Here is a 14,734-nt window from a genome sequence, read left to right on the forward strand (position 1 = left end):
GAATAAATGGCTGTAAAGGTACAAATTAAACAGATATTCGCATTATCTTTGTTATCCTATTTAAGACATAACACAATGAAACGAATCGTCCTTTTTCTATTTCTTATTCTCTTATTTTTACCGTTAAAAAGCCAAAACAACGATAAGAAGATGTATGAAGTGACAAAAAACATGCCCACTTTTTACAATAAAATAAAGCAGCAACTAACCTACCCCATGGCTTGGGGAAACGCAGCGGAAAAGAACTTTGACCGCTGGCGGATAGAGGCACGCAGCGTATTAATGGACTGCATGCAAAACCTCCCTCCGGCACCTGATGCATATACTCAGGAAGTGGTAGCTACCCAGAAACGTAGTGACTACGAGGCACGTAAAATTTCATTCAATGTGTCAAGTTGGAGTCGCATATCAGCCTATCTGCTTGTGCCCGAGGGAAAGGGTCCTTTCCCTGCCATTGTAATGCTGCACGATCATGGTGCACACTTCACTATAGGAAAAGAAAAGATGGTCAGACCTTTCGACGTGTCACCTGAAGTGTTGGCCGATGCCGACGATTGGGCAGTGAAATGTTATGAGGGTCAATACACTGGCGATTATTTTGCTGCACATGGTTATGTTGTACTCGTTATTGATGCCTTGTTTTGGGGAGAACGCGGACAAAAAGAGGGAGCCGATTACAACGGCCAACAGGCATTGGCATCCAATTTATTGCAGATGGGTACTTCGTGGGGAAGTGTGATTACGATGGACGATGTACGCAGTGTTGATTTCTTAGCTACTCTCCCCGAAGTCAATCCGAATAAAATAGGGAGTCTCGGCTTCTCTATGGGGGCTTACCGTTCATGGATGCTCTCTGCTGCTACCGACCGCATCAAAGCTTCAGCCTCTGTTTGTTGGATGAACACGACTGATTCATTGATGACACTTAGCAACAACCAAAACAAAGGAGGTTCGGCTTATTCAATGATTGTTCCGGGCATCCGCCGATACATGGATTATCCACACGTAGCTTCTATAGCTTGTCCCAAACCTTCTTTGTTTTTCAATGGAACGAGAGACAAGCTCTTTCCCGTTGCCGGTGTACAGAGCGCATACAACACTATGCACCAAGTATGGAGTAGCCAAAAAGCGGATGATCGACTAGTTACTAAATTCTGGGACGAGAAGCATTTCTTCAACAAAGAAATGCAGAAGGAAACACTACTCTTCTTTGACAAGTGGCTGAAATAAACAATTTCTTGTCAATAGCAGGTTTACTAATTATTAACGGGTGAAGAACTTAGTGATAAAAAAAGTTATCTATCAAGAGTTCTTTCGATAACAAATGATGCCATCGTTAAAGTGCAACCGTCTTTTTGTGAAACACAACCGTGCAGTTGACCAAACACAACCGTCCTTTTCACTGTTCTCTACCGTTCTTTTGGACAAAAAGTACCAGAAGATTCGTCTCTTTCTAACTCTTCAAACGATCATGATCAGGTAGGTAACAAAAAAACAGGGAACTTTTGGCTCCCTGTTTTAACTCTATTTTAATTTGAATATATATTATCAATAACAATACAAAGATAACACATGATAGTCCGAAAAGCAAGTTTCCGGAACAAAAAAATCAACGTATTATTTCAAACAATGCATTGCCATTTTTCACCGGATTCCAGTCGTCACTTCCTGCAAGCACTTTCTCCGGTTCATATCCTTTCAAACTCTTTAATTGGCGAGAAAAGGGCGCACGCGCTTTTGCATTTGCTCCAGGACCTGTACTTTCATACTCCGCATATACGACCGTTTTCTCCGCATCCTTCTTGTTCCAATTATCCCATCCTACAGGCAAGATATGCTTACCCAAATTGCAACGAATGAAGACTGCCTGCGCATACGGACGCCAAGGACGAGACAGGTAGACTTTCTCCACTCCTTCATCGGCAGTTAGCTTGCAGTCATAGAACACATATCCATAAGCTTTGCCCTGATCTGTAGACGGAGCGGTAGCGTAGCCGTCAAGCTTACTATGAATAGTGCATCGGTTAAACACAACGGTAGACCAACCAAAGATGAAATCGACTGTTCCTTCAATGTAGCAATCTTCATAATACTGGCGACTGTTTTTACCATACGTGTAGAGTGTGTCTTGAAAGCCAAGGAAGCGACAGTTCTTAAAGTATGCCCTATCGCCACTCACAAAACAAGCCACCGCCTGCCCCACCGGACCGGAAGTATTCTCAAAAGTAATATTCTCCGCATAGAAATCAGGAGCATAAACATAACAACTAGCGGAACCGGAAGTGCCTGTCTCCTCTCCAAAACGATTCTTTTTGCTTGCAAAGTCATCATAAGAAATCACAGCACCCTCCTGACCAATGAGCGCAACATTTATTTTACTCTCCGGAATCACTAACTTCTCTTTATACACACCCTTGCGCACAAGAATAGTGGTGCGAACCTTCTTGCGAAAATCAGGTACTGCGTTGATCGCTTCCTGTACAGTGAAGAAATCGCCACTGCCATCTTTAGCCACCACAAAATCGTAATGACGCACATATTTAGCCAATGCAGGAACCTCTTTAGCGATCGCATCAACAACCAAACCGGCTACCACACGCGCACCATATATATTTAAGTGAGTGTTGTCTTCACGTCCCTGTGGTATAGCAGGTACCGTATTGGCTGGTACCCACATAAAAAGCTTCTTCGACTCTTGCGGTCCCAAATTCTCAACCAAGTCGTGAGTAATTTTATTCATATCCACGAAAGCCACTCCTAACTCTTTAGCCACATTACGTGGAGATTCCAGATAAGCCCCATGTGTATCAAACAGCTTTTCGCCTTCCTGAGGAAGAACATCCTGTCCCGGCACTTTGCGGGTATCTTTATTAATCTCCTCATCTTGTGGACGAACAAAATTGCGACGAACAATAGAGTTAAAAAGCACAGGTATACCACCTTTTGCTCTCGTTTCGTTTACAAACCGACGCAGATTTGCATCAAAAGTCGTTCCCGGGTCAGTATGCCGAATGCTATCCTTCTTCTCATCATTATGTCCAAACTGAATGAACACATAATCGCCTTTCTTCACTTGAGAAATAACCTTCTCCCATCTGCCTTCACTAATAAAACTTTTAGAACTACGCCCATTCTGAGCATGATTATCGATCACAATGTCTTCACTAAAGAAGCCCGGCAACACATGCCCCCAACCCCGTTCAGGATTGCTTCCAGTCAGACTCTTATTTGCCATGGTCGAGTCGCCAATCATAAAAATTGTAATAGTTGGCTTATCCGCTTTGAAAGCCGAAAAAAGGAAAAAGGTTACTATCAGTAACGCAAACTTATTCTTCATTTTTGTCGATGTTATAGTTTCACATTGCAATATTACAAAGAATCATTGGCAACGAAGTGCAAAAAACGTTTGAACAAGTGGAAAAATTAACTAGTCGCCACATTTTAGTTCTTTGCATCCAGAAAATGAATGCATTTCATCATATTAGCGATATATATGGCAGTAGAAATTCCCATTACCGAAGTTTCACTAGAATAACATGAAGTGTCATACTCATCTCCCACAAAAGTAGAAGCATATTTAGTTTCTTTGCTTGGTGCCATGAACGGACATTCTTTATATGGATTAGAAATGTCTTTCAAAGGAGTTAGCCAATACCCTTCTTTCGTTAGTGTCTTTATGAGTTTTGCAACATCTGTTTTCTCATCTCCTTCCATTTGACGTGTTCTGGTGTAGTATTTAGGCAACGAAACTTTTTCTACACTTAAAAGTGGTGATCCTTTAATCACTTCAGACACCGGTGTTTCTTTGATTGTATTATACGCTTTACGCAATTCGTCGACGTCTACAAATGCGCCCGACGAATAATGTCCGATTGTATTACACATATCTTGATCAGTATAATAATGCCCATTAACAACATTACTCCCTACACGATGAACATATAAAGGCACTCCTGTATCAGGATCAACAAATCGGGGAACAAAAATACCCTTCCTACCATAGAGAGGTCTTCCAAACTTTTGAATTTCAGCTTCGGATAGTGCTGTAGATTCGAGATAACCAATAGCAGCCGGAATACCTGCAAGGAATTTACTCTCTCCTGTCAGGTGATAATACTCCATTAATAAATGAATAGCTCTTACCGTAGTACCGGCATTAATGCTTCGTGGTTCATACGAACGAGCGTGGGCAGGCTGCAGATCTTCCACAGTATACTGGTCTGCCCATCCGGCATAAGGGGCTCCTTGCTGAAGAATAATGAGCAAGTTCATTGCCCGCATAATCGGTTCCTTTACATTTTGCAACCCCATAGCCTGATAACATTGAATAAGAAATTCTGTATTTTCAGAAATAACATCATCATTCATCGTTATAAAAGAAGTATAATCTTTCTTACCTTGAAAAGGATGATCATACATTAAGGGATAACGTTGTGGCCACCCACCCACAGGATATTGACTTTCTAAAACTAGACGTATCACTTTCTCCAAAGGATATCGAAAAACAGGGTCGTTCTTCTCAACATACATACGCAACAAGAACTTAGCTGCCTGCATTGTACCCGAGTCATCAAACGTGGCATTTCCATAATAATGCTGAAACTCTTCTAACCTCCATGCATTTTTCCCTACAGTTGCATACCATTGTTTTAATGAGTTTTCACCGGCAAAATCGAAAACATAGTTCCAGCCTCCACAAGGAAGCTGTCCCCAGATTAAAGCATTAGCAACCTTCTTTGCCGATTCATAGTAATATTCATCGCCTGTAGCATGATAAGCATCCAATAGTAGATGCCCTACCGTAGGTGTTCCGGGAGGTTGAATCCACACCATCGTTCGTTTAGCTTCCAGTTCTCCCCAACTGCGAGACAGATCAGGAAGATAACTCCAGACGAAGCCTCCATTGTAACTAGCTGTTTCTATCATAAAACGAGTGGCACTCTTCATTGTTTGAAGTACCTGGTTCTCCATTCTTTGCGACTGGGCATTCATGTAAAAAGGAGAAAAGAATGTTACTGTCAAGGCAGATGCAGCAACTTTAAAAAAGAAGTTTTTCATGTATCTTACTTTATAAAATTATTGTGTATATTTGAATTGCATATCCGAAAGGAAAAAACAAAAGAGGCCAGATTATGAAAACAGGTAGTAATAAATTTATTTTTGAGAAAGAAAAGGAGTGGGAACCAGCTGGTGAAGGAGTTGTTCGTCAAATCATGGGTTATGACGGGCAACTGATGCTGGTAAAAGTGAAATTTATAAAAGGAGCACAAGGTACTCCGCATAGCCATTATCATACCCAAACCACCTATGTTGCAAGCGGCAAATTTCAATTTACCGTAGACGGAGAAACTAGCTTTGTTGAAACAGGAGACGGTATTTATATTGCTCCCGATGCGGAACACAGTTGCATTTGTCTCGAGGCAGGGATACTCATCGACTGCTTCAGTCCGATGAGAGCAGATTTTATCGGAAAATAAGATTCCAGAGTCTGCTAAAAGCATACTGTAGATGCGAGATTTATAAGTCTCGCATCTATTTGACGTTATGCATTGTTGTTCATTCAAAGTCAATCATATTACAAACTATTTTCTTTGCAACTAAACCCGCTGTGTTTTCATTCACTATGTTTCCATAAATATCAAGAGTTGAAAATAAAATGGTCCCTTTACCTATACGTACAACACCCATTGCCGTACCTAAAGCCATAGGATAGGAATGGTAAGCTCCCACTAGTAGTTCTTCTCCTTGCATCAAGAACCCCATACGTTCCGTACCTGTATGAATCAGTGCCTGATAAGGCCAGTTCAAAGCAGTATTAACAGGCAATTCGTTGAATACGGGATGAGCTTTATTGAACATCACACCACCCAGCCAATTCGTTCCGACAAAGAATTTGTCTTTAAATACGGCATTACTATTTGTCGATACAAACTCCGACCACTCATCGGCATTCTCCAAGATGAAAAGATGAGTTCCATCCTTCTTAACACGCTCCATCAATGCTTGTGCATCAGGCATCTCTTCATTGGGAACAGCCCAATCTAAACGACACCTTGCGTTACTGCGGGGATGCTTGAAACGAATTTCCACATTTACTTTTTCACCACGAGTTAATTGTATCTTCCCGTTACCAAGGTGAGTACGATCAGCCAGTACCTCATAGACTTTGCTACCATTAACATAAAGTTGAATTATACTTCGATCATTGCTCTGTATGTTGAAGCTATACTCTCCACTTACAGGAGGTAAAATACTACCACTCCAAACAATACTATATCCGGCTACTGTGGGAACAAAAGGATTAGGAGTCGCTCCTTCAATAGCACTCAAATTCACGATTTTCGCTATTTCCCGATGAATTTCATGTTCGAAGTTCATATCCATATAATAAACAGCATCTAGCCCAGGCTTTCCTGAAGCAGATCGGAGAGCTTCAGAAGGTACCATCGTTAATTGTTCTTTCTTGGGAGGACGAGTAACAATAATCCAGTCTAATTTGCCCAAACTATCGGCATAAGTTTCAACAGGAATAGCCGTTCGTCCTTTCAAGAAAGTAGCCATTGCATTCCCGTCTTCCCAAATAGCACCCCGACCCTCCAATCGGTTTGTAGATAAGTCAACAGACAATACATCATCAAAACCGGAAGCCACCGTCGTATTATTTTCACTTTGAAGTGTTGCAACAATCCTACATAGTCCACCCTTTCCGGGAACTTCCATAACCAGACTATCAACAAGCTGTTCTCCATACCTGTCTCCGCCAGTTACATGTACTTTCTTCTGAAATGTCCCGCATTGTTTACCATTCACATCCAATATAGAAGCATGTAGTGTGTACTCACCATTTATATCTTTTTCATTTATAATATAAAAATCAGTAACAAGCTTTCCGCCCGCCTTAAGTATCTGTTGGCGCGGCTTTACTGCAATATAAAGAGGACGATTATAACGCGCTATTATGGCAGGATTAGATTTAGGATAACGGAAGCAGTCCACTATTCCTGAATAATTTTCAGTAAGTTCAGATTCCCAACCATTTATAACATAAGCATCCGTAAAATTATTCAAGCGAGCAGATTCTATCTTCCGACCTTGATGTTCGAAGGAAACTGTTCCCATGGCCACTGTCAATGAATCAACAGTAGGATATATCGCACGTAGTCCTTTTGCATCAATATAGCGATCAAACTCATCATACCAACGAAGAAACTCACGTCCGTCCCATCCCTTATAAAGATTCTTTTCAATATCTTCTTTATTTTTCTCCAATCTCGGAGGTGATGAAAGCGCACCTTCTTCACCGAAGAAGACAATTTCTTTCGCATTAGTAGTGTTGTTATAATAGTCTTTCGGACTCTTATAAAGACTTTCATTCCATACGGCCGGACCACCTGCATGGTGATAATCATACCAACCATTCCAATAAACAGTCGTATCATTAGGGCGGATATGTATTTTAGCCTGATCGTCTACATAATCACCTTTTGCCCATGCGGATGTACGCAAGATATATCGTGAAGGATCAAGCTTCTGCATATCTTTCATTGCATCAATTTCAATGGTCAACTGCTCCGGAGAAGCATCACCGGATTCATTCATCATGTTATAAATCACAAGGCTGGGATGACTACGATCACGTTTCACCATCCGCACCACCTTTTCATGCAAATTATCATTCAAGAACTGATTGCCAACCTTTACTCTAAAGCCACCCGGCTCTTCGAAATAGAGTAATCCTATCTCGTCTGCATAATCCAGCACATTTGTTGATCCCATAAAACGATGAAAGTTCAGCATATTCAGTCCTAGCTCTTTGGCCACCCGCACTTGTCTCTCAGCCAACTCATCAGTAGCATAAATTCCGTTTATCGGCCAAAAGCCCCAACTGATAGCAGATCGAAGCATTATGCGTTTTCCGTTAAGACGAAACATAGCATCTTTACCAATACCGGTAGCTTCAAACCAACGAAAGCCAAACCGCTGAGTAGCAAGATCATTCGATTTTGTTTTTCCCTTCAATTCTACCTTACAAAGGTATAAATTAGGATGATCCACGTCCCAAAGCTTAGCATTAGGAGCTAAAACCGAAACTTTTATTTCATTCATGCCCGTTTCCAGCAAAACCGACTTCAATTTCTTAGTGAACACTACATGCGAAGGATTTTTCCATTCAACAATAGAAAGCACCACATCCCGTTTAACCGCAATATTCTCAGGATTATTAATGATAATGATAGCATTTGCAGTAGTGATCTGCGGTGTATTTTGCATATAAATATCGGCAATATACACCGAAGGGCGAACTTCCAAGCTAACCTTTCCGGTTATTCCTCCAAATGCGTGTCCAGGAGGCAAGGTTTTATCACCCCATTGTATTAATGCTCCATCTCGCCAATCATGATTACCACCTGCATCTGTGATACGGACTGCTAACTGAATCTTATCTCCAGATCTCACATACGAAGTAACATCTATTTCAAACGGAGTATTGTCCACGATTTGATAATCGACCAATTGCCTATTTATGAAAATTTCCGCCCGAGAACGAATAGAAGCAAATTTTAAGAAGACCTTTTCATCTCTTCCATAAGCGGGGATATCTACATTACGCGTCCACCAAGTAACTCCTTTTATGTCTCCTTCAGGGCCTGATTTCGTCTGCAAATACTCTTCTGCAGTACCTGGAACTTTCACCTGCATAGTATAAGGAGATGTTAGTATTTCCCAGCCTTTTGTAGGTTTGAGTATTGAGTCTTTAAATGCTTCAGACAAAGACATGTAGATCTTTTCTTTCTCCCATGATACATTTTTATCCTGCCATAAATACCATCTTGCACCAGATAAGTCAACAGTAATTCTTCCTTGAGATGCAAATAAAGAAGAAGATGAGAAAAGTATCACTAAAAGAAAGAAAGAACTGTTTTTTTTATTCAGTTGTCCCATATAGTAAAAGATTAAAAGGCACTCTATATAAATGTTAACAAAGAAAGAAAAATACAAGTATCAACAGTGTTGTTTCGACCTATTCTAGACTTCAATAAATGTGGAACGTTATTATCGAATTTTAGTCACAAGCCACAAGTAATCAACAGATAACCATTAGCCTTTATTAAATAAAACGCCGAAATCATTTAACAAAAGAGATCAAGAGCATAGGAAGATTATTCTCTTGATCTCTTTTTATTCAGTTATGCCCTATTTCTGTTTAAATCCGTAACCATTAGTAAACCCGCCAGTTGTCAATATATTAGGAGTAAATGGCCATAAGTAAATAGGTGCCTTGGTATAGTCATAATCATAAAACAAGTAAGTATAATACTCATCATAGTATTTAACCAATTCAGCACCCCATGACACTTTAGTGTAGCCGTCTGCCACTAAGGCTGCAGCTTCAGCACCTTCCGGATCAATGTATTCGAATAACCCTTTTATAGCCAGATTAGTTTTAGGAGTAGCTGTTCCATAAATAGGATAAGGTTTAGCTGCAGTAGCAGCTGTTACAGAAAAGCTTTCCCAATCGTCATTCTGACCACGCCACCCTGGAGACAAAACGGGATCATCTTCCTTATCAGCAGGACATTCAGTTGTCAAGCGATGGCTATATTGAGACTTTGCATCTACCAATTTTGTCCAAATATAGCTTGAAATAGTATTACCGTTAGGGAATGTATAGTAGCCATTATTTTTCAAACCATCAAGCATCGCTTTTGTCATATCCTTAACATCCTTAATAGCCTCTGGAAGCAGACCAGAACGAATTAAAGTCCATCGGCGATCACCCTCACCTGCAAATTCAAACCCACGCTCATTAATCACGGCTTTCAGTATACTACCGCTAGATGAGATGAACGCATCTGTATTAGCCTTATCTGAAGGGAATGAGCGTTCACGTATCTTATTCAAATATGTTTTAGCATTTGCATCATCACCAGTAGCCGCACATGCTTCAGCATAAGTCAGATAAATTTCTGATAAACGCATATATGGACCATTAATACCCGAAGTACGTTGCTTTGCCACATATGGAGAAGCCATGCGATTTTCATCCCATTTATTAAGAGTCAAGCCTCCTCCTTCGGCTTTTGAATTCGGAGCAAACGGAATCAATTTTTCAACTCCTTTACCTGTACTACCCGTTACACACACACTTACATCCCGACGCTTATCTTGCGGATCGAACATTCCATAATAAAACGCTGGATTGATACGCGCTTGCCCATAAGACTTGCAAGGATATCCATTTGAACTACCACCGCTAGACACTCTTCCCATAGAGTATGTACGGGCATCATTACCTATACCTTGGGTCATTGCATATTCATAGATGGATTCATCTGCATATTCCAGATCATTCATCTGTTGGAAGAAATATTGGTATGGATTGTCATATACTTGTCCGTTTTTACCTGTAGAACGAGGATCAGTTGTATGGAAACTAGCAGAACCCGGGTTATCGATACAAGCTTTCAAATAGGTTTTCGCAGTTTCATAAAGGTCTTTCCAGTCAGAACGACGCTCATAAACACTATTATTGTTTGGACTACCTTTTGTTTCAAATGTCAAAACATTGCCTTCTCCGTCTTTGTAGAAATCAGCAGCTAAATCAGTGCGCCGTGTCTGATAACCACCAGCTTCCAAGCACATGCGCCCAATTAAACCTTGTACAAAAGTACGCGAAAACACGTTCTTTAACATACTAGAAGTTTCGCCTACGCGATACATTAACGGTTCCACGGTTTTTAGATCTCCAATGCACATATCATAAATAGAGTCGCGGGAAGCCAATCCAGAAGCAGCAACACCACTTTTAGTCTGATAAGGAACATCTCCAAAATTTCTGATTAGCTCTCTGTAGCAGCATGCACGTAATGCAATTGCCTCTCCATATAACTGACTTAAATCAGAAGCTGAACCAGCACTCATAATTGCCTGGAAATTATCCGTCGCACTCATTGCATTTATGACTGCATTTGCCTTTCCAATAGCGCTGTACAGACTAGAATACGAATCATCTTCCTTTTGATAAGATAACAACCCATAAGAACTCGCAAATGTACCATTTTGGTATAAACACTCAGGATAGTGACGGCCCGGCTGATTGGAGAACGCTTCCGGATGCCGTTCAATATCGGAACCAGTTGCATCTGCTCCATAAAAGAGACCATCTCCAAAAATTTTGTTCTGCGCACAATCTCTCCATTGCTCATAAGCTCCGTCCATAGCAGCACGAGCTGTTTCAATATTAGAAAACACAAAATTTGCGTCTACAACTGATGGAGAACTCGTTTCCAAATAATCACTACAAGAAGTAGTAGCCAAAAAACTGACTACAAACAGCGTTGAATATATATATTTTTTCATCTGTAAAATCTCCATTAATTAGAATGTAAAATTAAGACCAAATGTGTATGTCCTTGCTTTCGGGTATGAATTATAATCATAGTTAGGAGTAGGGAAACCATCTCCGCCTGCATCGCTATTCGTACTAACATCAGGATCTAGTCCGGAATAGCCACTCAAACAAAACAAATTACTTCCTGTGAAATAAATACGGCAATTTTCGATTTTAACTTTCTTCGTCCAGTTTTTTGGTAAAGTATAACCCAAAGTTAATGTCTGAAGACGAAGGTAAGAAGCATCCTCTATGAATTCAGATGTGACAAGACCATACTCCGAGTAATTCAAAGCGTATTTAGCATTCTTATTTAACGCATTTAAAGCATCCGGATCAGTTACAACAAACAAATCTCCATTTGTATCTACATCATAGATTTTATAACAGTCTTTTACAATTGCGAGACGATTTGCTCCCAAACTGTTATCTTTGTTTCCCATCATACTATGCATTGCATTGGCATTATAGACATCACCTCCAATCTGATAAGTAAAGCCAGCAGAGAAATCAACATTTTTCCATCCAGCATTTATGGAAAAACCGCCCGTATGCTTCGGCATCGTTTGACCAATAACTGTTACATCATCATCATCGATAGTACCACTACCATCAACATCAACAAATTTAGCAGCACCTGGGAAAGCTATCTGACCATCCGGCACTCCAATTTTCTTAGTTCCTTCCGCATAATTCACAATACTCTTTATATCAGGAATGCCATTCTTCAAGGTATAAGTCTTGGTACTTGCGTCATAGTCAAAATCATCTATTTTATAATAACCAGCAGACTTAAAACCTTGAATCAGACCAACCGGCTGACCTTCACGAATAATATAGTCGTAATTCGGCTTACGCATACTTGATCCCCAGCCCGTATGAGTATCAGCCAACGCCTTATCGCTTAGCTCATCAATATTATTATGATTGAAATTATAAGTAACATTAACACCCAAATTAAAATCTTTCGTTCGGATAAGATCAACACCTAGAGCTAGCTCTATACCTTTATTAGAAGTCTTTCCAACATTCTGGAACTGATAACTGTAACCAGCAGAAGCATCCACAGGGATTTTCATCAAAATATTTTTTGTAGTATTCCAATAAAAGTCAACACTACCACGAATTTTATTATTCAAGAAGCCAAAATCTAAACCTGCATTACGCGAAATAGTAGTCTCCCATTTCAAATCTTCATTACCTAACATATCCCCCGGTTTATAAACAGTTTTCACTTCACCATCCACGGTAATCTGATCTGTAACCCAAGTTTCTTTCCATAATGATGGATCAATGTTATCAGAGCCCGATGTACCATAAGAGAGGCGAAGTTTTAAATTGTCCAACCATTCCCTTGCAGTCTCCATAAAAGGTTCATCAGAGATACGCCAAGCTGCTGCCGCCGCAGGGAAATAGCCCCAATGATGATTCGGAGAAAATTTAGAAGAACCATCTGCACGAAATGTTGCAGTCAACAAATAGCGACCCTTGTAAGAGTAATTAGCACGTCCAAACCAAGATTGAGTATGATTAGGAGTTCCTATCGTATTGCTATATTCATCCTTGCCAAGATCCTTGTCAGTCATATTTATCATTCCAAATGCATCATTCATCGTAAAGCCGCTTGGGTAACCGGCACCTTGAATCACACTAGTATTCGATTTAGAAGCTAAAACCTCATTGCCCAGAAGGAATGACAAACTATGATCTTCACCTAGATCTTGAAACTCATAATTCAAAGTAGTGGCCCACCTGACTCCATAACCATCTTTCTTGGTCAATTTGGCTACACTATATTTAGTGTCCTCCGCATTATTACCAGCATTCCAGTATTTAGTCTCATTCCAATTACGACTTAAAGATAATTCAGTCTTAGCTGTCAACCCTTTAATAATCTTCCAAGTCAAAGCCCCTTTTCCATTAATTCTATGTTCCTTAGCTATATTCTCATAGTTATTAATCATGTCCACTGGATTACGTTCTAGTTCAACATTCGGTGCACCTTGGCCTAATCCGGCTGTATAAGTAACATCACCTTTAGGATCATCAATTGGACGAAATGCATAAGCCGAAGTTGCATAATCAAATTTCGTTCCGTCAGTTGTAGTTTCAGTATAACGCAAATCAGCATTAAAACTTAGATTTTCATTTATTTTTTGATCTATCTTAAAATTGGCATTCCAACGAGTATAACCCGAGTTGATACGGATACCCTTATCGTCTGTGTAATTGATAGAAGCATAATATTTTGTTTTATCATTACCACCTGTCAATGATATATCATGATTCCATGCACCCGCTGTATGCAATACATCGTTAATATAGTTGTGAGAAGATACATCTTTATATTCACTCAGATGGTTACCGTATTTTGAGCCTAAACCAAAATATTTAGCCACTCCATCACCGTAAGATTCACCGTAAGCAGTTGCATATGCCCAGTTAGAATACACATAATCGTATGCATCCAGTACATCCAGAGTCTTTGGATTTTCTTTGATCTGATAATATGCATTATACTTAATAACAGTTCTCCCTTCTTTAGCTCCTTTAGTTGTCAATAAGATAACTCCATTAGCACCACGTGCTCCATAAATAGCTGTAGATGCTGCATCTTTCAATACGTCTATACTTTCAATATTGTCGGCAGGAATATCATCAATACCACTCACCTGAACGCCATCCACAATAAATAGCGGGTCGTTAGATTGAGTAATGGAACCACCTCCCCGTATACGGATAGACATACCTGCACCCGGACGACCATCCTGAGAAGTCACAGATACGCCAGGAAGTTGCCCTTGCAAAGCTTGCGCTACATTGGTAACAGGATTAGCCGCCAATTTTTCACCAGTAACAGAAGCTACTGAACCAGTCAGATCCCTTCTCTTTACCGTGCCATAACCTATGACAACTACTTCATCGAGATTCTTTGCATCTTCAATTAATTTAATGTTGATTTTAGTCTGCCCACCTACAACCACAGTTTGGCTTAAATAACCAATAAAAGAAAACTGAAGTTTTGTGTTTGGTGAGACAGAAAGCGAATAACGGCCATCTAAATCAGTTATAGTTCCGTTTGTCGTACCAACAGCAGTAACATTCACGCCAATCATCAGTTCTCCAGAAGCATCAGTAACAATGCCAGAAACCGTATGACCACCTTGTGCAAAAGACGCCAAGCAAAGCATACTCAACAGCAGAGCAGCCATTGCCTTTTTGGCAAGTGTTTTTCGATTCATAAATTTGTATTTTTATAGTTAGTATTAAGGAATAAAGGTTTATTAAGACCGTTATCGAACACAAATATAGAACTTTAACTAAAATAGCAATGTAGACTTA

The 14,734-nt window shown here is 40.1% G+C and carries 7 protein-coding genes; 2 read left to right on the forward strand and 5 right to left on the reverse strand.

The window, feature by feature from the left end; genetic code table 11:
- Positions 1 to 75 precede the first annotated feature (75 nt).
- On the forward strand, positions 76 to 1,230 hold the full coding sequence (locus BQ5338_RS11815; RefSeq protein ID WP_071147056.1) for a dienelactone hydrolase family protein: 1,155 nt from the start codon (positions 76 to 78) through the stop codon (positions 1,228 to 1,230).
- Positions 1,231 to 1,609: 379 nt separating this feature from the next.
- Here BQ5338_RS11815 and BQ5338_RS11820 read toward each other — a convergent pair whose 3' ends face one another.
- Positions 1,610 to 3,337 (reverse strand): pectinesterase family protein, encoded by a 1,728-nt coding sequence (locus BQ5338_RS11820; protein WP_071147057.1) that lies wholly within the window; start codon positions 3,335 to 3,337, stop codon positions 1,610 to 1,612.
- A gap of 104 nt (positions 3,338 to 3,441) precedes the next feature.
- Complete coding sequence (locus BQ5338_RS11825; RefSeq protein WP_317042356.1) at positions 3,442 to 4,992, reverse strand: pectate lyase; 1,551 nt, start codon at positions 4,990 to 4,992, stop codon at positions 3,442 to 3,444.
- Positions 4,993 to 5,132: 140 nt separating this feature from the next.
- Here BQ5338_RS11825 and BQ5338_RS11830 point away from each other — a divergent pair, with 140 nt between their 5' ends.
- Positions 5,133 to 5,477, forward strand: a complete 345-nt coding sequence (locus BQ5338_RS11830) for a cupin domain-containing protein (RefSeq protein WP_071147058.1) — start codon at positions 5,133 to 5,135, stop codon at positions 5,475 to 5,477.
- A gap of 79 nt (positions 5,478 to 5,556) precedes the next feature.
- Here the strand turns inward: BQ5338_RS11830 and BQ5338_RS11835 are convergent, their stop codons facing one another.
- The 3 genes from BQ5338_RS11835 to BQ5338_RS11845 form a co-directional block, all read right to left on the reverse strand.
- Entirely contained in the window at positions 5,557 to 8,943 is a 3,387-nt protein-coding gene (locus tag BQ5338_RS11835; RefSeq protein ID WP_078063482.1) for a PA14 domain-containing protein, read from the reverse strand.
- Positions 8,944 to 9,195: 252 nt separating this feature from the next.
- Complete coding sequence (locus BQ5338_RS11840) at positions 9,196 to 11,376, reverse strand: RagB/SusD family nutrient uptake outer membrane protein (protein ID WP_078063483.1); 2,181 nt, start codon at positions 11,374 to 11,376, stop codon at positions 9,196 to 9,198.
- Between the two features lie 3 nt (positions 11,377 to 11,379).
- On the reverse strand, positions 11,380 to 14,634 hold the full coding sequence (locus BQ5338_RS11845) for a SusC/RagA family TonB-linked outer membrane protein (RefSeq protein ID WP_071147059.1): 3,255 nt from the start codon (positions 14,632 to 14,634) through the stop codon (positions 11,380 to 11,382).
- Positions 14,635 to 14,734: the final 100 nt, after the last annotated feature.

The sequence above is a fragment of the Bacteroides ihuae genome, assembly GCF_900104585.1.
Taxonomy (GTDB): Bacteria; Bacteroidota; Bacteroidia; order Bacteroidales; family Bacteroidaceae; genus Bacteroides; species Bacteroides ihuae.